The sequence below is a fragment of the Phytopseudomonas straminea genome (genome assembly GCF_900112645.1).
Taxonomy (GTDB): domain Bacteria; phylum Pseudomonadota; class Gammaproteobacteria; order Pseudomonadales; family Pseudomonadaceae; genus Aquipseudomonas; species Aquipseudomonas straminea.
This window is the reverse complement of the sequence record NZ_FOMO01000004.1, coordinates 449,800-468,522: the sequence shown is the minus strand read 5'-3', so window position 1 is coordinate 468,522 and position 18,723 is coordinate 449,800. Positions and strand designations below refer to the sequence as shown.

The following is an 18,723-nucleotide window of genomic DNA, read 5'->3' as shown; positions in this document are numbered from 1 at the left end:
CCGCCACTGCCCCTAAAATCGCCAGCCATGAACCTGTCCCGCTCCAACCGCTCATTGCTCGCCTGGGTGCTGTATTTCAGCGTCCTGTTCAGCGCGCTCGCCTGTGCGGTCGGTCATGGGCAGATGACCGGTCTGCAGCTCAGCGGCATGGATGGCGGCTACTGCGGCCTGGATGCCGGCGCAGGCCACGGAGCCGCCATGGACATGGGCGCTGCCGGCACGAACATGCCAATGCCGCTGATGGGCAGTGGCTGTCTGCTGTGTTCCACCTTTGTGGCTCTGGCGCTGGCCGCTTTCTTCGGCCTGCTCGGCCTGCTGCCCAGGCTGCGCCGGATCACTCCACGCCCCAGCGCCGAACCCGGCGGTGCTGTCCGTTATCTGTGGCCCTCGGCCAACCCTCGCGCTTCGCCCCTGATCGCCTGATTCGCTGATTTGTCGTGGCCTGCTGCGCGCTTGGCGTTGCGGGCCGTTCGCTTATGCACACGATCGGGCTTCACATGAAAAACGCGACACCGTCCTTCTATAACCTCGCCTGGCGCTGGCACTTCTACGCCGGGCTGTTCGTCATTCCGTTCATGATCATGCTGTCGCTGACCGGCATCATTTACCTTTTCAAACCGCAGCTGGACCAGTTGATGTACGCCGACCTGCTGCAGGTCGAACCTTCGGGGCAGCAGCTGACCGCTGACGAGATGTTCGGCCGCGTGCAGGCCGTTTATCCCCAGGGCAGCATTGGCAAGTACCTGCCGCCGGTGGACGCCAACCACAGCGCCCAGTTCGTGGTGAAGGTCGGCGAGCGCACTCGTAACGTGTTCGTCGACCCCTACGGGGGCGCGATTCTCGGTACCCAGGACGCCCACGACAACCTGCAGGCCCTGGCCCGCGCCGTGCACGCCGACCTGTTGATAGGCACGCCGGGCGATCGGCTGATCGAACTGGCTGCCGGCTGGGGCGTGGTGCTGGTGGTGTCTGGGCTGTACCTGTGGTGGCCGCGTGGGCGCGGCGCGGGTGTGCTATGGCCACGGCTGTCGGCTCGTGGCCGCTTGTTCTGGCGTGATCTGCACGCAGTCACCGGCTTCTGGGGCGCTTTGCTACTGCTGTTCATGCTGCTCACCGGCATGACCTGGACCGGCTTCTGGGGCAAGCAGTTCGCTGGCGCCTGGAACCAGTTTCCGGCCGCTATGTGGGATCAGGTGCCGACCTCCGAGCGCCAGGCCGGCGAGCTCAATCAGAGCCACAAGCAAACCGTGCCCTGGGCGCTGGAGAACACCCCGCTGCCCGAATCCGACCCCCATGCGGCGCACAATGGCGGCGCCACCCCGGCATCCACCGCCAACCCGACCGTGGGCCTGCAGCAGGTGGTGGACATCGCCAGCGAGCGAAACGTGCACCCAGGCTACAGCATCACCTTTCCGACTACGCCGACCGGCGTCTACACCATCGCGGTGTTCGCCGATGATCCGCGCAACGACGCCACCCTGCATGTCGATCAATACAGCGGCGCGGTGTTGGCTGACGTGCGCTGGGCCGACTACGGCCTGGCGGCGCGTGCAGTGGAAGGTGGCGTGATGCTGCACATGGGCAAATTCTACGGCCTGCCACATCAGCTGTTCATGCTGTTCGTGTGTCTGATGATTCTGCTCAGCTCGGTCAGTGGCCTGATCATGTGGTGGAAACGCCGCCCCGCCGGAGGCCTGGGCGTGCCGCCGCTGCGCCATGACCTGCCGCGCTGGAAGATCGGCGTGGCGATCATGATCGGCCTCGGCGTGCTGTTCCCCCTGGTCGGCGCTTCGCTGTTGGCGATTTGGGCACTCGATTTTCTGCTGCTGTCACGCCTCGGCGCGCGCCGTCTGGCCTGAACCTGTCGGCCGCCTCGCAGCGGCCGACCCGAATTCATTTGAAGGAGAAACACCATGATCTTGAAGAAACTGGCTCTGACCGCCGCACTGCTCGCCACTAGCCTGCTGGCCAATGCTCACGAATATGAAGTCGGCCAACTGCACATCGACCACCCCTGGTCGCGTGAAATGCCGCCGGTGGCGCCGACTGCCGCTGCCTACTTCGTGGTGCACAACAAGGGCGATGCCGATGACCGTCTGCTCACCGTCGAAACGCCGGTTGCCGGCAAGGCGGAGATCCATGAGCACGCCCACGTGAACGGCATGATGAAGATGCAGCAGGTACAGAACGTGGTGATTCCGGCTGGCGGCGAAGTGAAGTTCGCGCCCATGGGCTATCACGTGATGCTGTTCAACCTGAAGCAGCAGGCCCAGGCCGGTGATCGCTTTCCGATGACCCTGACCTTCGAAAAGGCCGGGCCGGTGACGGTCGAAGTGGCGGTGCAGAAGGATGAGCCGGCGGCAGAAGGTGGGCATGAGCATAAGGGGCATTGATCCCGGCTCGCCACCCGTAGGCTGCTTTTGAGCGCAGTGATACCCAGGAATCGGCTGCCCCGGGTATCGCTTCGCTCAACGCCGGGCTACCGGCTTTTCACACCAGCCTGGCATCCAGGCTGTTCTGCGCCAGGCGCTTGGCTTGCGCTTCGCTCATGCCCAGGCCTTCGTGCAGGGCCATGAAGTTCTCGGTGACGTAGCCGCCGAAGTAGGCCGGGTCGTCGGAGTTGACGGTGACCTTCACGCCGCGCTCGAGCATGTCGAGGATGTTGTGCTGGCCCATGTGCTCGAACACGCAGAGTTTGGTGTTCGACAGTGGGCAGACGGTCAGCGGAATCTGCTCGTCAATGATGCGCTGCATCAGCCGCTCGTCCTCGCTGGCCCGTACGCCATGGTCGATGCGCACGATCTTCAGCAGGTCCAGCGCTTCCCAGATGTACTCGGGCGGGCCTTCCTCGCCAGCATGGGCCACGGCGTGCAGGCCTTCGCTGCGGGCCTTGGCGAACACGCGCTCGAACAGGCGCGGTGGAAAGCCTTTCTCCGAGCTGTCGAGGCCAACGCCGATAAAGGCGTCGCGAAACGGCATGGCCTGCTCCAGAGTCTTGAAGGCCTGCTCTTCGGGCAGATGGCGCAGGAACGCGAGGATTAGGCCGTGGCTGATGCCCAGCTGCTTCTCGCCATCGACCAGCGCGCCCTTGATGCCGCGCATCACCACTTCGAAGGGAATGCCGCGGTCTGTGTGGGTCTGCGGATCGAAGAACGGCTCGACGTGCACCACGTTCTGCGCCTTGCACTTGAGCAGGTAGGCCCAGGTCAGGTCGTAGAAGTCCTGCTCGGTGCGCAGTACATCGGCGCCGCGGTAATACAGGTCGAGGAATTCCTGCAGGTTGTTGAAGGCGTAAGCCGCGCGCAGCGCCTCGACATCGCTCCAAGGCAGGGCGATACGATTGCGCTCGGCCAGGGCGAACAGCAGCTCGGGCTCCAGCGAACCTTCGAGGTGCAAGTGCAGTTCGGCCTTGGGCAGGGCGTTGAGCCAGTCGTACATGGGCAAATCTCATCAGCTTGAAAACGTGGTGCGGAGTTTACCTGCCTGGGGTCGCTCGTGCGGCATCGGCCTTGCCGAGCGGTAGTTGGGTTGAATCATTTACAGAATGTTGCAGTCGGAGCAGGATCGTCCGCCGTCACAGACCCATAGAAAGGAATCACCCCATGTTCAATGCCGTCAAGCAGGAATACTGGCTGCTGCTGGCCGTGCTCGCCGCCCTGATCGCTCTGCCGATGGAGCACGCGCTGCTCGGCCATGGCCAGGTCATCGCCCTGGCTGGCGCGGTTGCGCTGATCGCCGCCATCGTCTGCGCCTCGCTGCGCGTTGCCCACCATGCCGAGCAACTGGCCGAGCGGGTCGGTGACCCCTACGGCACCATGATCCTCACCCTGTCGGCGGTGCTGGTCGAGGTAGTGATCCTGGCGATCATGATGAGCAACCAGGCGTCGCCGACCCTGGTACGCGACACCATCTATTCGGCGGTGATGCTCGACATCAACGGCATTCTCGGCCTGGCCGCGCTGATGGGCGGCCTCAAGCACGGCGAGCAGCCCTACAACGATGACTCGGCGCGCAGCTACAGCGTGATGATCCTCACCGCCATGGGCATTTCCATGGTGGTGCCCGAGTTCATTCCCGAGTCGGACTGGAAGGCGTATTCGATGTTCACCATCGGCGCCATGCTGGTGCTCTACGCGGTGTTCCTGCGCATGCAGGTCGGCCCGCACAGCTACTTCTTCAGCTACAGCTACCCGGAGAAGAAGCACCGCGGCGGCGACGGGCATGGCCACGGCGAGCAGGGCTCGGAGGTCAACGTGGCCTGGTCGATCGGCGTGCTGGTGTTCGGGGTGATCGTCATCGGCGTGCTGGCCGAAGTGATGTCCCTGGCGCTGGACGTCGGCCTGGAAGGTACCGGCGCGCCGCCCGTGCTGACTGCCATCGTGGTAGCCGGCATATCCGCCGCGCCAGAGATCCTCACCGCATTGCGGGCGGCGCTGGCCAACCGCATGCAGTCGGTTGTCAACATTGCCCTGGGTGCGTCGCTGTCGACGGTGATTCTCACCGTGCCGGTGATGGAGGCCATGGCGCTGTACAGCGGCCAGCCGTTCCAGATGGCGATGACCCCGGTGCAGACGGTGATGGTGTTCATCACCCTGATCGTCTGCGCCATCAACCTCAACGACGGCGAAACCAACGCTATCGAGGGCATGACTCACTTCGTGTTGTTTGCCACGTTCATCATGTTGGCGATGCTGGGGCTTTAGGTAGCGTCTCTACCGCGGTCTCGATGGGCTGTCGCCCATCCTACGGTTGCGCGTCGCAATATGTGGGCGCGGGCGTCAGAATCGTAGGATGGGCGCCAGCCCATCACCGTACTACCAATCGATCTTCTGGCCCTGATAGTCGACGAAGTGGTGGCCGCCCTGGCCAGCGAAGCGTTCGACCTGGGCGATCAGGCCGCGGCAGCTGTCGGCCACTTCGACCATGGCATTTTCGCCGCCCATGTCGGTCTTCACCCAGCCCGGATGCAGCGACAGCACCGTCGGGCGCGGCTCTGGCAGCTCACAGACAAAGGTGTTGGTCAGCGAGTTGAGCGCTGCCTTGCTGGCCTTGTACAGCGCCAGGTTGTTGCCTTCCGGGTTGGCCACGCTGCCCAGCCCCGAACTCATGAACGCCAGCACGCCGGTCTGCGGGCGCACTTGACCGACCAGGCGCTCGGCCAGGCGGATAGGCGCTGTCACGTTGGTCAGGAACAGCTGGCCGAGCTCCTCGGCTGTAGCCTGTGCAGCCGACTGGTGGCCGGGGCCCAGAACGCCTGCGTTGACGAACAGCAGGTCGAAGACCTGGCCCTGCAGGCGTTGCGCCAGGGCATCCAGCGCAGCGCCGTCATCGATATCCAGCGATTCGATCTGCACACCACTCAATGCCTGTAGTTCGGTGGCACGCGCTGGGCTGCGCACGGTGGCGGTCACCTGCCAGCCATCGGCGTGTAGCTGGCGTACCAGGCCCAGGCCGATGCCGCGCGAGGCGCCGATGATCAAGGCAGTTCTGTTCGAGGGCATAACGAAGCTCCGCTAATTGGCAAGGCCCATCAGCTTAGCAAGGGCGCGCAACTGTTACCTCGGATTACTACATATTCACTGACAAATCATGGGCTTAGCGACGCCAGCCATAAAGGTTCGTGAAAGGTTGGTGGTCTAGAGTCCGCGCCTCGTGTCCGTGCCCGCACCGACTTGAACAAGAAAAAGAGGAGAACCCGGTTTGTTGACCCTGATTGGCTTGTTGACCATTTTCTGCCTGGTGGTGATGCTGCTCAGCGGGCGCATGTCACCCGTATTGCCGCTGATCGTGGTGCCCTTGCTGGGCGCACTGTGTGCCGGTTTCGGCGCGGATGAGATTTCCGGGTTCTTCACCGACGGCGTTGGCAAGGTGGTGTCCATCGCCACCATGTTCATCTTCGCCATTATCTTCTTCGGCGTGCTGCAGGACACCGGCCTGTTTCGGCCGATCATCGGCTTTCTGGTCAAACTGACCCGCGGCAACGTCATCGCCGTTGCGGTCGCCACGGCGATCATCGGCATGCTGGCCCACCTCGACGGTGCCGGCGCAACTACTTTCCTGCTGACCATTCCCGCCCTCTTGCCGCTGTACAAGCAGCTGCGCATGAGCCCGTACCTGATGCTGATGCTGCTGGCCACCGGCGCCGGCATCCTCAACATGGTTCCGTGGGCAGGCCCGCTGGGCCGTTCGGCCGCGGTCACCGGGTTGGACGTCACTGAACTGTGGCGGCCGTTGCTGGCCATTCAGGGCACCGGCGTCGTGCTGCTAATAGTGCTGGCAGCCTTTCTTGGCTGGCGCGAGCAGCGTCGCATTGCTGCGACCGGTGGCACCGTAGTGGACGATGGCTCCGAGGATCATGTCGGTGCGCCTGGCCAGATCAGCGACGAAGAGCGTGCCCTGGAGCGCCCGGGCCGCATGTGGATCAACTTCGGCCTGTTCGTGCTGGTGCTGGTGGCGCTGTTCACCGGCGTGCTGCCGGCCGGCTACGTGTTCATGATCGGCCTGAGCCTGGCGCTGCTGATCAACTACCCCAACGGCAAGATGCAGATGCAGCGCATCGCCGCGCATTCTTCGGCGGCCCTGAGCATGGGCATGATCATTCTGGCCGCTGGCTCCATGCTCGGCATTCTGTCCGGCACCGGCATGCTCACTTCCATCGCCCAGGATCTGGTCAAGGTGCTGCCCGCCGGCATGGTCGGCCAACTGCACATCATCCTCGGCGTGTTCGGCTTCCCCATGGAATTCGTGCTCAACACCGACGCCTATTATTTCGGCCTGCTGCCGGTGGTGATGGAAGTGGTCGAGAACCATGGTGTCGCCGCCCCGAGCGTGGTCTACGCGCTGATGATCGGCAACATCATCGGCACCTTCATCAGCCCATTCTCCCCGGCACTGTGGCTAGCACTCGGCCTGGCGCGCCTGGAGATGGGCCAGCACATTCGCTATTCGTTCTGGTGGATGTGGGGCTTCTCGCTGGCGCTGTTCGCCACGGCCTGGGCCATTGGGCTGTTCTGAGCAAAAACCTTTGCTGAATAAAAAAGGCGCCGTGGAAACGGCGCCTTTTTGCTTTCAGCGGCCCAAGCGCCGCAGCTCGTCGGATTCGACGATACGCAGCCCTTCGCCTTCTTCCAGGGCCAGGCGCCATAACGCACGGGCCAGGGCGGTGACGTCGATGGCGCGGTGCTTGCCCGGCAGCCAGCGCAGGAAGGGCGCGGCCAGCCGCTCGCCAAGGCGGAACTCGTTGCGCGGGCCAAGCAGCAGGGAAGGGCGGGCGATGGTCAGTTGCGGCCAGCCCTGGGCCTTGAGCGCTTCTTCGGTCTGGCCCTTGGTGCGGTTGTAGAACACCGAGGACTGCGGGTCGGCGCCAATGGCGCTGACTACCAGCAGGTGGCGGGCGCCCAGTTCCCGGGCACGCGCCGCGAACGCTACTACCAGATCATGATCGACGGCGCGAAAAGCGTCCTGCGAGCCAGCCTGCTTGATGGTGCTGCCCAAACAGCAGAAGGCGGTATGCACCGAGCCATCCAGGGCTGGCAGAAGGTCGAGCAATTCGCCGACCGGGTTTTCCAGATGAGGATGTTCGGCCAGCGGCTTGCGACTCGGTGCCAGCACGCGCTCGACGGTAGGTTCGTTGAGCAGGCGGTCCAGCAGGTGTTCACCGGTCATGCCCGAGGCGCCTGCCAGAAGAATGTGCTGGGGAGTCAAATACATGGTCGATCCTCGACTGCTATTCATTATAGAGTTTAGAGGGCAATCGCCGATTTATCGTTCAAGGCGCTTCGCTGTTTGCCCGGCGCAGCGCATTCCAGTGCTCGAGCACTGCGGCAGGCGCCCAGATCTGCGGCTCGGACGGCTCGAAACCGTCGGCCTGCTCGCGCTCGGCCACCGCCTGGCGGGCCAGCTCGAACGCCTCTTGCAGGTCATCGGTTTGCTGCAGCGCTTCGGCGAACAGGGCGCGGCCGAAGTAGGTGAAGTCGGCCTCCTCGGAGCAACCGAAGGACACCCGGTCGGCTCGGGCGGCAGTCATTACCAGGGTCTTGTCATCTTTCAGGGCCGGGATGAACCCACCGGAATAGCAGGCGGAAATCACCACCACCTTGTCGCGCCCAGCCAGGGGCTTGAGCAGATCGGCCAGATCACTGGCGAGCAGATCAGCGAGTTGCAGGCGCGGCTGGTCAAGGTTCAGCTCGTGAGTGCGCGAACCGTGGCTGGTCAGGTAGATGAACACCAGGTCTTCCGGGCCGCTGCGCTCGGCGATGGCCTGTACCGCACGGCGCAGGTTCTCGCGGGTCGCCACGGGGCGGTCGGCCAGATGATCACGGTGGTTGGCCAGGGTGATGCGGCCGTAGGCGGCAAAACGCTTGCTAAGCAAGTCGGCCACGTAGTCGGCCTCACGCAGGAACACGCTCTGCTTGCCGTCGCCGGCCAGGGTCAGCGCATAGAGCTCGCGGCGGGGGGTTGAGGCGGGCAGGGCAGCGATGGCCTGGTCGAGCAGCTCGCCCTGTTTCAGCAGGCCGATTTCCAGTGGATCAGGCAGCGCCTGGCCGTTTTCGTCACGCACGCGAATGCCGCGACGCCAGGTGCCTTGCTGCTTGCTGCCATCTGCATTGAGCCGAGTGCCCACGCCGTTGAACTGGCCATTGGCGAACTGACCGTCATAACGGCTGCCGTCGGGCTGTTGCAGATGGCCTTCACCCTGGTAGCGCCAGTCGCGAAATTGCCCGGTATAACGGCTGCCATCGCTGCCGCGGTATTCACCCTTGCCGTTGAGCGCGCCCTCGGCAAAGGTGCCGCTCCATGCATCGCCGGCTGCGCTCTGGTAGCGGCCCTTGCCATGGAACAGGTTGTCTTTGAAGTCGCCGTCGTAGCTGTCGCCTTCGCTGCCGCGGTAGCTGCCGGCACCCTTGAGCTGGCCGCCTGCGAAGTGCCCGGAAAGCTGGTTGCCGGCTTCGTCTTCGCGCATGCCCTGGCCGTCCGGCAGACCTTTGACGAATAAGCCCTGGAAGCGGCTGCCATCGGCCTGTTCGAGAATGCCGAAGCCGTGAAAGCGGCCAGCACGAAACTGCCCGCGATAGGTTTGCCCGGCTTCTTCCAGCACGCCTTCGCCCTCGAACTGGCCCTGGCGGAAGCCGCCGCTGTAATGGCTGCCATCAGCTTTTTTCAGCGTACCCTGGCCGTCGTAACGGCCGGCAGCGAATTCACCGACGTAGTGCTCGCCATTGGCGCCCTGCCACTCCCCGGCGCCCTGCCACTCCCCGGCGCCCTGGCGCTGGCCATCGACGAAGTGGCCGACGTAGCGGCTGCCGTCGGGATAGTCGAGGCGGCCTTTGCCCTGCAGCAGGCCGTCGACCACATCGCCTTGGTAGCGCGAGCCGTCGGGCAGGATAGCGTCAGGTGGCAGCAGCTGCGTGCTCGGGCCGCAGGCCGTGAGGGCAAGGGTGAGGGCCAAAGGCGCGAGGCGAAGCATGCGGTACGTCCCTGTCAGCGAGGAGATGCCGCAGTATGCCGCAAACTCTCTGCCGCGCGCTGCCCGGCTGATTCACTCGCAGCCAAGGGTGTTAAGGCACCTGTATTCGCGGCCTATAATGGCCGTCTTGTTGACGGGCGCGCCCGTCGAGTTTGCGGGAGACAATCATGCTGCTTCGTGGCCTGTTCTGGTTGGTGCTGTGCCAACTGCTGGGCACGGCGCTCAATGCGCTGTTGCTGCCTATGCTGCCGGGGCCGATTCTCGGCATGCTGCTGCTGGTGGGATTTCTGCTCTGCCGCGGCCAGGTCGATGAACCGATCCAGCAGGCAGCCAGCGGACTGCTCAAATACCTGCCGCTATTGCTGGTACCGCCGGCAGTGGGCGTGATGGCCTATGCCGAGGCCATCGCCGCCGACTTCTGGGCGGTGATCGGCGCGCTGGTGCTGTCGCTGATTCTGTCCCTGGTGTTCGCCGGCTGGATGATGCAGAAGTTGATCGAGCGCCAGGCGCGCCGTCGGGAGCAGCCATGATGCTCGACTGGCACGGCGCCTGGATGGCCGTTACCCATCACCCGCTGTTTGGCGCGGGCGTCACCCTTGGTGCCTATCAATTGGCGATTGCTCTCTATGAAAGGACTCGCCTGGTATTTCTGCAGCCGGTGTTGGTGTCGACCAGCCTGGTGATCGCTATCCTGCTGCTGTGTGGCCTGACTTTTACCGAGTACAAGGCCAGCGCCGACACACTGACCCTGTTCCTCGGCCCGGCCACCGTCGCCCTGGCGGTGCCGCTGTACCTCAACCTGCGGCGCATCCGCCAGGTCTTCTGGCCTACGGTGCTCACCCTGCTGGTCGCCGGCGTGGTCGCCACGGTGCTTGGCGTCGCCCTGGCCTGGTTGCTGGGTGCCGAGCACAACATGCTGATGAGCATGGCGCCCAAGTCCGTCACCTCGCCGATCGCGATGCTAGTTGCCACGCAGATTGGCGGCCTCGCGGCACTTGCCGCGGTGTTCGTGATGATTACCGGGGTACTGGGTGCGATCATCGGGCCGTCGTTGCTGCGTTGGTGTGGCGTGCGCAATCATGCCGCCATGGGCATGGCGCTGGGCATCACCGCCCACGCAGTCGGTACATCACGCGCGATGCAGGAGAGCGAGGAGTGCGGCGCGTTTGCGGCTCTGGCCATGAGCCTGATGGGCGTGTTCACGGCGATCCTGCTGCCGCTCGCCATCGTCTTGCTGAGTTGAGAGCCTTATGACCCTATCTCTATTCCCGCTGCACACTGTTCTGTTTCCCGGCTGCACGCTGGATCTGCAGATCTTCGAGGCGCGCTACCTGGACATGATCAGCCGCTGCATGAAGCAGGGTGAAGGTTTTGGTGTGGTGTGCATCGTCGAAGGCGCCGAGGTCGGCGAGGCCGCCGAGCGCGTCGCGCAGATCGGTTGCGAAGCGCGGATCACCGATTTCCAGCAGCGTCCCAATGGCCTGCTGGGCATTCGCGTAGAGGGCGGGCGGCGTTTTCGCGTCAAGCAGGCTCAGGTGCTGCCCGACAAGCTGACCGTCGCTCAGGTGCAATGGCTTGACGAGCAACCTGATGCGCCGCTGGGTGAGGAACATGAGGATTTGCTGGCGCTGCTCGCCGCCCTGGCCGAGCACCCGATGGTCGCCAGCCTGGACATGGGCGCAGACGCCGGCAGCCAGGCCGAGCTGGCCGACAAACTCGGCTATCTATTGCCGTTCGGCGCCGAGCAAAAGGTCGCCCTGCTGGCCGAGCCCGACGCCAGCGTGCGGCTGGACATGCTGCAAGCATGGGTCGAGGAGCTGCAGGGCGACGGCGCCGCCTAGCCTAGTAGCGGTAAATCTCCACCCCTTCGGACATGCGTATCAGCGCCATGCTGGTGAGCAGCAGGGCGCAGGCCGGCACTATCATCCACCACGCCCGCGCCGGCAGCGGCGGCAGTGACGCGTAGCGCTGCATCAGTGCCAAGCTCAGCGCGCATAGGCTGCTGGCCAACAGGGCGCCGGCGATAATGTCGCTCGGCCAATGCACACCCAGATAAACCCGCGACAGGGCGATGAACAGCGCCGGCAGGCAGGCCAGTAGAATCCAGGTCAGACGCAGGCGCGCCGGCTGACCACGGCCGGCCAGAATGGCAACGCTCAGGAAGAAGGCGAAGGCCGCCGAGCTGTGGCCGCTGGGAAAACTGTAGGTATTGAGCGGCTCGAGCAGCACATCCGGTCGCGCCCGCTCGAACAAACCCTTGAACAGGCGATTGCCCAGCGCCGTGCTGAGCATGGCGCCGCCGGCGAACAGCAGCGCCTGCCATTGGCGATTGAGCAATAGCAGGATGCACAGCAGCGCAGCGACCGCGAACTGCACGCCGAAATCGCCAAAGTGGGTGACCAGCACGGCGATATGATCGAAGCGCGGATTGCGTTCTTCCTGAATCAGCTTCATCAGACCTTGGTCCAGAGCGATCAGGTGTGGCCAGCCGATAAACAGCGCGATCAGCAGTACGCTGCCCAGCCCGGCAGCGATCAGTGCAGCTTGGCGCTGTTCGCGCAGACTGCTCTGGATGGTCAGCACCAGCAGCAGCGCCAGGCCGCCGGCCACCACCGCCGCTTGCGGCCAGAAGCCATCGGGCAATGGTAGGCGCAGCGCGGCTCCGGCGGCCCAGCCCGGCATCAGGTAGGCGATCGCCCAGCCGGCGGCGGCCAGCATGCTCACGGCGATGAAGCGGCCAACCGGCATGCTCAGCATGCCGGCAACCATCGGCAGCATGGGGCGCAACGGGCCGATGTAGCGGCCCACCAGCAGGCTGGCCACGCCATAGCGTTCGAAATAGGTTTCCGCGCCACTGAGCCACTGCGGGTGGCTGCGCAGGCCCGGTAGGCGGCGTATGTCCTGATGGAAGTAGCGGCCCAGAGCGTAGGAGATGGCGTCACCGAGCAGGCCGCCGAAATAGGCCAACAGCAAGGTTTCCCAAAGGCTCAGGGCGCCGTTGCCGGCCATCACGCCGACGGCGAACAGCAGCACGGTGCCGGGAACGATGATGCCGGCGATGGCCAGGCATTCGATGCAGGCGATCACGAAGATCGCCAGGCCCAGCCACTGCGGGTTGGCCGCCAGCCAGGTAGTCAGACTATCGAGCCATTGGCCCATGGATGGACACCTTAATAGAGACGAAATCGAGCCTTCGACCTGCCGACCTGAAAAGCGGTTCCTTTGCGCGCAAGCCGCTGGCGGGCGCCTGTCGCGGGCGATCATAGCAATGCATCCGGCGTTTGCGCCGCCGCCATACGCCCCGTTACAAGCCTTTGATGACCATCTGCCCGGCGCCGCTGTGCGCGGGGCGGCTTGACCGCTATAATCAGCAACTTTTTCCAACTGCCGACCTGAGTTGCCATGACCGAGTCCGTGCTTGACTACATGACCCGCCTGGGCCGCGCCGCCCGCCAGGCTTCGCGCGTGCTCGCGCGGGCCAGCACTGCGCAGAAGAATCAGGCCCTGCAGGCCGCCGCTGCCGCCCTCGATGCGGCGCGTGACGAGCTGACCGCCGCCAATGAAAAGGACCTGGCCGCCGCCCGCGCCAGTGGCCTGGAGCCGGCCATGGTCGACCGCCTGGCGCTGACGCCGAAGGTCATCGACAGCATGATCGAAGGCCTGCGTCAGGTCGCGACCTTGCCGGACCCGATTGGCGAGATCCAGGGTATGCGCTACCTGCCGTCCGGCATTCAGGTCGGCAAGATGCGCGTGCCGCTGGGCGTGATCGGCATCATCTACGAGTCGCGGCCCAACGTGACCATCGACGCCGCCAGCCTGTGCCTGAAGTCCGGCAACGCCACTATCCTGCGCGGCGGCTCGGAAGCCATTCATTCCAACCAGGCCATCGCCCGCTGCATCCAGACTGGTCTGGCCGAGGCCGGTTTGCCGGCCAGCGCCGTGCAGGTGGTGGAAACCACTGACCGCGCCGCCGTCGGCGCGCTGATCACCATGCCGGAATTCGTCGACGTCATCGTGCCGCGCGGCGGCAAGGGCCTGATCGAGCGCATCAGCCGCGACGCCAAGGTGCCGGTGATCAAGCATCTGGATGGCGTGTGCCACGTTTATGTGGATATCGCCGCCGATCTCGACAAGGCCATCCGCGTTTGCGACAACGCCAAGACCCAGCGCTACTCGCCGTGCAACGCCATGGAAACCCTGCTGGTGCATGCCGATATCGCCGCCCGGGTGCTGCCGCCGCTGGCCGCCATCTACCGTGAGAAGGGCGTCGAGCTGCGCGGCGATGCGCAGACCCGCGCACTGCTCGGCAGTGACGTGCTGGAGGCCAGCGAAGACGACTGGTACGCCGAGTACAACGCGCCGATCCTGGCGATCCGCGTGGTCGACTCGCTGGAAGCGGCCATCGAGCACATCAATAAATACGGTTCGCAGCACACCGACGCGATCATCACCGAAAACTTCAGCGACGCCCGGCGCTTCCTTACCGAGGTGGATTCCAGCTCGGTGATGGTCAACGCCTCGACGCGCTTCGCCGATGGTTTCGAGTACGGCCTGGGCGCGGAGATCGGCATTTCCACCGACAAGCTGCACGCCCGTGGCCCGGTCGGCCTCGAGGGGCTGACCAGCGAGAAGTACGTGGTATTCGGCGACGGGCACGTGCGCACCTGATGGCAAATCCCAGGCGCATCGGGCTGCTCGGCGGTACGTTCGACCCAGTGCATATCGGCCATTTGCGCGGTGCGCTGGAGGTGGCCGAGTTCATGGCGCTGGACGAGTTGCGGCTGATCCCCAGCGCGCGGCCGCCGCACCGTGAAACCCCGCAGGTCGGGGCGCAGGATCGCCTGGCGATGGTCGAGCAGGCGGTGGTGGGGCTCTCGCCGCTGCAGGTGGATGATCGCGAACTCAAGCGCGACAAGCCGTCGTACAGCATCGACACCCTGGAGTCGCTGCGCGGCGAGCTGCGCGCCGATGACCAGCTGTTTCTGATTCTGGGCTGGGATGCCTTTTGCGGCTTGCCAGCCTGGCACCGCTGGGACGAGTTGCTGCAGCACTGCCACATTCTGGTGCTGCAGCGCCCGGACGCCGGCAGTGAGGCGAGCGAGCCGCTGCGCGACCTGATGGCCGCGCGCAACGTGGCAGACCCGCTGGCGCTCAAGGGGCCGGCGGGACAGATTTCTTTCATCTGGCAGACGCCTCTGGCGGTGTCTGCCACCCAGATCCGTTCGCTATTGGCGAGCGGCCGCTCGGTGCACTTTCTGGTGCCCGATGCGGTTCTGGCTTATATCAACGCCCATGGACTTTACCGTGGGTGAATCGAACACGAGGCAAACGAGCACGTTATGACGGACAAAACCATGCACAGTGAAGACCTGGTCAAAGTGGCCATCGCAGCACTGGAAGAAATCAAGGCCCAGGACATCACCACCATCGACGTGCGTGAGAAGACCAGCATCACCGACTACATGGTGATCGCCAGCGGCACCTCCAGCCGCCACGTCAAGTCGCTGGTCGACAACGTACTGGAAAAGACCAAGGAGCAGGGCGTGCGTCCGATCGGCAGCGAAGGCCTGGACAGCGGCGAGTGGGCCCTGCTCGACCTGGGCGACATCGTCGTTCACGTGATGCTGCCGACCACCCGCCAGTTCTACGACCTGGAGCGTCTGTGGCAGGGCGCCGAGCAGAGCCGTGCCCAGCAGGGCGGTGAGCGCGAGTAAGGCATTCGCGTGCGCATCAAACTGATCGCGGTCGGCTCGCGCATGCCGCGCTGGGTCGAGGACGGCTGGCAGGAATATGCCAAGCGCATGCCGTCCGAGCTTTCCCTGGAACTGGTGGAAATTCCCCTGACCACGCGTGGCAAGAATGCCGACGTGGCGCGGATGATCCGTCAGGAAGGTGAGGCCATGCTGGCGAAGGTGCAGCCCGGGGAACGCATCGTCACCCTGGAAGTCGAAGGGCGACCCTGGAGCACCGAGCAGTTGGCGGTCGAGCTGGACAAGTGGCGGCTCGATTCGCGCACGGTCAACCTGATGGTCGGCGGCCCCGAAGGCCTGGCGCCGGAAGTGATGGCGCGTAGCGAACAGCGCTGGTCGCTGTCGCCGCTGACCTTGCCCCACCCGCTGGTACGGATACTGGTCGGCGAACAGATTTATCGTGCCTGGACGGTGTTGTCCGGTCACCCTTATCACAAGTAGTCAGCGGTCCCGATGCCCCAGCCGATCCGTCTAAAAGATCACGAGAAGGACGCGCGCCTGATTCGCAAGCGCGCGCTGGTCGGCGGCTCGGTATTTCTGGTGCTGACCCTGGTGCTGATCGCCCGCATGTATTACCTGCAGGTGATCCAGTACGAGTACCACTCCACTCTGGCGGAAAACAACCGCATCCACGTGCAGCCGATCCCGCCCAACCGTGGGCTGATCTACGACCGCAACGGGGTGATCATCGCCGACAACCGGCCCAGCTTCAGCCTGACCCTGACCCGCGAGCGCGCCGGCGACTGGGAGAAGGTGCTGGACGTGATCGTCGAGGTGCTGGAGCTTGCCCCCGAGGATCGCGAGCTGTTCGAGCGCCGCGTCAGGCAAGGGCGGCGGCCATTCGAGCCGGTGCCGGTGCTGTTCGAACTTAGCGAGGAGCAGATCGCCCGCCTGGCGGTGAATCAGTTCCGTCTGCCCGGCGTCGAGGTGGTCGCCCAGCTGGTGCGCCACTATCCGCAGCGCGAGCACTTTGCCCACTCGGTCGGCTATGTGGGGCGCATCAACGAGAAAGAGCTCAAGGAGCTCGATCCGGTCGAATACAGCGGCACTCACCATATCGGCAAGACCGGTATCGAACGCTTCTACGAAGACGAGCTGCACGGCAAGGTCGGTTACGAAGAAGTCGAAACCAACGCCCGTGGTCGCGTGCTGCGGGTGCTCAACCGCACCGACCCACTGCCCGGTCGAGACGTGACGCTGACGCTCGACGTGCATCTGCAGGAAGTCGCCGAGAAGGCCCTGGGCGGACGCCGTGGTGCAGTGGTGGCGATCCAGCCGCAGACCGGTGAAGTGCTGGCGATGGTCAGTCAGCCGAGTTTCGACCCCAACCCCTTCGTGACCGGTATCAGTTTCAAGGCATACGCCGAGCTGCGCGACTCCATCGACCGACCGCTCTACAATCGCGTGTTGCGCGGCCTGTATCCGCCAGGTTCGACCATCAAGCCAATGGTTGCCGTATCGGGGCTGGATGCCGGCGTGGTAACGCCGAGTACACGGGTGTTCGACCCCGGCTACTATCAGTTGCCCAACAACAGCCACAAGTACCGTAACTGGAATCGCACCGGCGATGGCTGGGTGGACATGAACACGGCGATCATGCGGTCCAACGACACCTACTTCTACGATCTGGCCCACAAGATGGGCATTGATCGCCTGCATGACTACCTGAGCCGTTTCGGCATCGGCCAGCGCGTGTCGCTGGACATGTTCGAGGAAACCGCCGGCCTGATGCCGTCGCGGGAGTGGAAGCGCGCCCGCTATCGTCAGGGATGGTACCCGGGAGAGACGCTGATTCTCGGCATTGGACAGGGATACATGCAGGCCACGCCGCTGCAGTTGGCCCAGGCCACCGCGTTGGTAGCCAACAAGGGCAAGTGGATTCGTCCGCACTTGGCGCGCACCATCGACGGCAGCCCGCCCCAGGATCCGAATCCGATGCCGGATATCGTGCTGCGCGATCCCAAATATTGGGATTACGCGCGACAGGGTATGGAGTCGGTGATGCACGGCGCTCGTGGTACGGCGCGCAAGGTCGGCGACACCGCCGCCTACCGGATCGCCGGCAAGAGCGGTACCGCCCAGGTGGTCGCGATCAAGCAGGGCGAGAAGTACGACCGCAGCAAGGTACAGGAACGCCACCGTGACCACGCCCTGTTCGTCGGTTTCGCGCCGGCGGACAATCCACAGATCGTGGTGTCGGTGATGGTCGAGAATGGCGAGTCCGGCTCCGGGGTCGGTGCACCGCTGGTCAAGCAGGTAATGGACGCCTGGCTTCTCGACGAAAACGGCCAGCTCAAGGCCGAGTACGCCAAGCCCGGTGCCGCGGCGCCACTCAACGCAGAGGTGAAGCAACCATGAGCCTGACCGGCAGCTTCGACCGTACGCTGTCCAGCGAAGACGTTTTGCGGCGGCGCTCCAGCCTGCTGCAGCGCATGCACATCGATGGCATCTTGCTGCTGCTGTTGTTGCTGCTCGCCACTGGCAGCCTGTTCGTCCTCTATTCGGCCAGCGGCAAGAACGTCGACCTGCTGATGAAACAGGCTTCATCCTTCGGTATCGGCCTGGTGGCGATGGTGATCATCGCCCAGTTCGAGCCGCGCTTCATGGCCCGCTGGGTGCCGCTGGGTTACCTGTGCGGGGTTGGTCTGCTGGTGGTGGTGGACGTCATGGGCCACAACGCCATGGGTGCCACGCGGTGGATCAACATCCCCGGTGTGATTCGCTTCCAGCCCTCGGAATTCATGAAGATCCTGATGCCGGCGACCATGGCCTGGTACCTGTCCAAACGCACCTTGCCGCCGAGCCTCAAGCACGTGTCGGTGAGCCTGGGCCTGGTGGTCACGCCGTTCGTGCTGATTCTGCTGCAGCCGGACCTCGGTACTTCGCTTTTGATTCTTGCCTCGGGCGCCTTCGTGCTGTTCATGGCCGGTCTGCAGTGGCGCTGGATCGCTGGGGCTGTGGCAGCGGTGGCGCCGATTGCCGTGGCGATGTGGTTCTTCGTGATGCATGACTACCAGAAGCGCCGGGTACTGACCTTCATGAATCCGGAAAGCGATCCGCTGGGCGCCGGCTGGAACATCATCCAGTCCAAGGCTGCGATCGGCTCCGGCGGCGTGTTCGGCAAGGGCTGGCTGCTCGGCACCCAGTCGCACCTGGACTTTTTGCCGGAAAGCCACACGGACTTTATCATTGCCGTTCTGGCCGAAGAATTCGGCCTGATTGGTGTCTGTCTGTTGCTGCTGTTGTACAGCCTGTTGATTGCGCGCGGTCTGGTGATTACCGTGCAAGCGCAGACGCTGTTCGGTAAGCTGCTTGCCGGCGGTTTGACCATGACCTTCTTCGTTTATGTGTTCATCAATATCGGCATGGTCAGCGGTTTGTTGCCGGTAGTGGGGGTACCGCTGCCGTTCATCAGTTATGGCGGCACGTCACTGATTACGTTGTTGTCGAGTTTCGGAATCCTGATGTCCATCCACACGCATCGCAAGTGGATCGCTCAGGCATGAT

The 18,723-nt window shown here is 64.2% G+C and carries 19 protein-coding genes; 14 read left to right on the top strand and 5 right to left on the bottom strand.

The window, feature by feature from the left end; all coding sequences use genetic code 11:
• Nucleotides 1–27 precede the first annotated feature (27 nt).
• From BM279_RS12690 to BM279_RS12680, 3 genes are all read left to right on the top strand, one after another.
• Nucleotides 28–423 carry a DUF2946 domain-containing protein gene (locus BM279_RS12690; RefSeq protein WP_093504181.1) on the top strand — a complete coding sequence of 132 codons (396 nt, stop codon included), beginning with the start codon at nucleotides 28–30 and terminating at the stop codon, nucleotides 421–423.
• 74 nt (nucleotides 424–497) lie between these two features.
• Nucleotides 498–1,859: a PepSY-associated TM helix domain-containing protein gene (locus BM279_RS12685; protein WP_093504180.1), complete on the top strand. Its 1,362-nt coding sequence runs from the start codon at nucleotides 498–500 to the stop codon at nucleotides 1,857–1,859.
• A 54-nt stretch (nucleotides 1,860–1,913) separates the two neighbouring features.
• Complete coding sequence (locus BM279_RS12680; protein ID WP_093504179.1) at nucleotides 1,914–2,393, top strand: copper chaperone PCu(A)C; 480 nt, start codon at nucleotides 1,914–1,916, stop codon at nucleotides 2,391–2,393.
• 97 nt (nucleotides 2,394–2,490) lie between these two features.
• On the opposite strand, the gene BM279_RS12675 is transcribed toward BM279_RS12680, so the two are convergent.
• Nucleotides 2,491–3,438: an adenosine deaminase gene (locus tag BM279_RS12675; protein WP_093504178.1), complete on the bottom strand. Its 948-nt coding sequence runs from the start codon at nucleotides 3,436–3,438 to the stop codon at nucleotides 2,491–2,493.
• A gap of 164 nt (nucleotides 3,439–3,602) precedes the next feature.
• Here BM279_RS12675 and BM279_RS12670 point away from each other — a divergent pair, with 164 nt between their 5' ends.
• Complete coding sequence (locus BM279_RS12670) at nucleotides 3,603–4,703, top strand: calcium:cation antiporter (protein WP_093504177.1); 1,101 nt, start codon at nucleotides 3,603–3,605, stop codon at nucleotides 4,701–4,703.
• Nucleotides 4,704–4,814: 111 nt separating this feature from the next.
• Here the strand turns inward: BM279_RS12670 and BM279_RS12665 are convergent, their stop codons facing one another.
• Nucleotides 4,815–5,501, bottom strand: coding sequence for an SDR family oxidoreductase (locus BM279_RS12665; RefSeq protein WP_093504176.1), 687 nt, complete (start codon nucleotides 5,499–5,501; stop codon nucleotides 4,815–4,817).
• Nucleotides 5,502–5,700: 199 nt separating this feature from the next.
• Between BM279_RS12665 and BM279_RS12660 the strand changes: the two genes are divergently transcribed.
• Nucleotides 5,701–7,014: a CitMHS family transporter gene (locus BM279_RS12660; protein WP_093504175.1), complete on the top strand. Its 1,314-nt coding sequence runs from the start codon at nucleotides 5,701–5,703 to the stop codon at nucleotides 7,012–7,014.
• Nucleotides 7,015–7,068: 54 nt separating this feature from the next.
• Here BM279_RS12660 and BM279_RS12655 read toward each other — a convergent pair whose 3' ends face one another.
• Nucleotides 7,069–7,710 carry an oxidoreductase gene (locus BM279_RS12655; RefSeq protein WP_093504174.1) on the bottom strand — a complete coding sequence of 214 codons (642 nt, stop codon included), beginning with the start codon at nucleotides 7,708–7,710 and terminating at the stop codon, nucleotides 7,069–7,071.
• A gap of 58 nt (nucleotides 7,711–7,768) precedes the next feature.
• A complete protein-coding gene (locus BM279_RS12650) occupies nucleotides 7,769–9,466 on the bottom strand; it encodes a C13 family peptidase (protein WP_093504173.1) in 1,698 nt (565 codons plus the stop codon).
• Between the two features lie 167 nt (nucleotides 9,467–9,633).
• On the opposite strand from BM279_RS12650, the gene BM279_RS12645 reads away from it, so the two are divergent.
• From BM279_RS12645 to BM279_RS12635, 3 genes are read left to right on the top strand one after another with little or no spacing between them, the layout of a single operon-like run.
• Nucleotides 9,634–9,996: a CidA/LrgA family protein gene (locus tag BM279_RS12645; RefSeq protein ID WP_093504172.1), complete on the top strand. Its 363-nt coding sequence runs from the start codon at nucleotides 9,634–9,636 to the stop codon at nucleotides 9,994–9,996.
• Complete coding sequence (locus BM279_RS12640) at nucleotides 9,993–10,709, top strand: LrgB family protein (protein WP_093504171.1); 717 nt, start codon at nucleotides 9,993–9,995, stop codon at nucleotides 10,707–10,709. Before BM279_RS12645 ends, BM279_RS12640 begins: the two co-directional genes overlap by 4 nt.
• 7 nt (nucleotides 10,710–10,716) lie before the next feature.
• Nucleotides 10,717–11,307 (top strand): LON peptidase substrate-binding domain-containing protein, encoded by a 591-nt coding sequence (locus BM279_RS12635; RefSeq protein ID WP_093504170.1) that lies wholly within the window; start codon nucleotides 10,717–10,719, stop codon nucleotides 11,305–11,307.
• A gap of 1 nt (nucleotide 11,308) precedes the next feature.
• On the opposite strand, the gene BM279_RS12630 is transcribed toward BM279_RS12635, so the two are convergent.
• Complete coding sequence (locus BM279_RS12630; RefSeq protein ID WP_093504169.1) at nucleotides 11,309–12,625, bottom strand: bifunctional DedA family/phosphatase PAP2 family protein; 1,317 nt, start codon at nucleotides 12,623–12,625, stop codon at nucleotides 11,309–11,311.
• Nucleotides 12,626–12,868: 243 nt separating this feature from the next.
• Between BM279_RS12630 and BM279_RS12625 the strand changes: the two genes are divergently transcribed.
• From BM279_RS12625 to rodA, 6 genes are read left to right on the top strand one after another with little or no spacing between them, the layout of a single operon-like run.
• Nucleotides 12,869–14,134: a glutamate-5-semialdehyde dehydrogenase gene (locus BM279_RS12625; RefSeq protein ID WP_093504168.1), complete on the top strand. Its 1,266-nt coding sequence runs from the start codon at nucleotides 12,869–12,871 to the stop codon at nucleotides 14,132–14,134.
• Nucleotides 14,134–14,778, top strand: a complete 645-nt coding sequence (gene nadD, locus BM279_RS12620; RefSeq protein WP_093504167.1) for a nicotinate-nucleotide adenylyltransferase — start codon at nucleotides 14,134–14,136, stop codon at nucleotides 14,776–14,778. The genes BM279_RS12625 and nadD overlap by 1 nt, the downstream gene beginning before the upstream one ends.
• A gap of 42 nt (nucleotides 14,779–14,820) precedes the next feature.
• Entirely contained in the window at nucleotides 14,821–15,180 is a 360-nt protein-coding gene (gene rsfS, locus BM279_RS12615; protein WP_027903646.1) for a ribosome silencing factor, read from the top strand.
• A 9-nt stretch (nucleotides 15,181–15,189) separates the two neighbouring features.
• Nucleotides 15,190–15,657 carry a 23S rRNA (pseudouridine(1915)-N(3))-methyltransferase RlmH gene (gene rlmH / locus BM279_RS12610; protein ID WP_013792712.1) on the top strand — a complete coding sequence of 156 codons (468 nt, stop codon included), beginning with the start codon at nucleotides 15,190–15,192 and terminating at the stop codon, nucleotides 15,655–15,657.
• A 12-nt stretch (nucleotides 15,658–15,669) separates the two neighbouring features.
• Nucleotides 15,670–17,574 (top strand): penicillin-binding protein 2, encoded by a 1,905-nt coding sequence (gene mrdA, locus BM279_RS12605; RefSeq protein ID WP_093504166.1) that lies wholly within the window; start codon nucleotides 15,670–15,672, stop codon nucleotides 17,572–17,574.
• Nucleotides 17,575–17,576: 2 nt separating this feature from the next.
• Nucleotides 17,577–18,722 carry a rod shape-determining protein RodA gene (gene rodA, locus BM279_RS12600; RefSeq protein ID WP_093504287.1) on the top strand — a complete coding sequence of 382 codons (1,146 nt, stop codon included), beginning with the start codon at nucleotides 17,577–17,579 and terminating at the stop codon, nucleotides 18,720–18,722.
• Nucleotide 18,723: the final 1 nt, after the last annotated feature.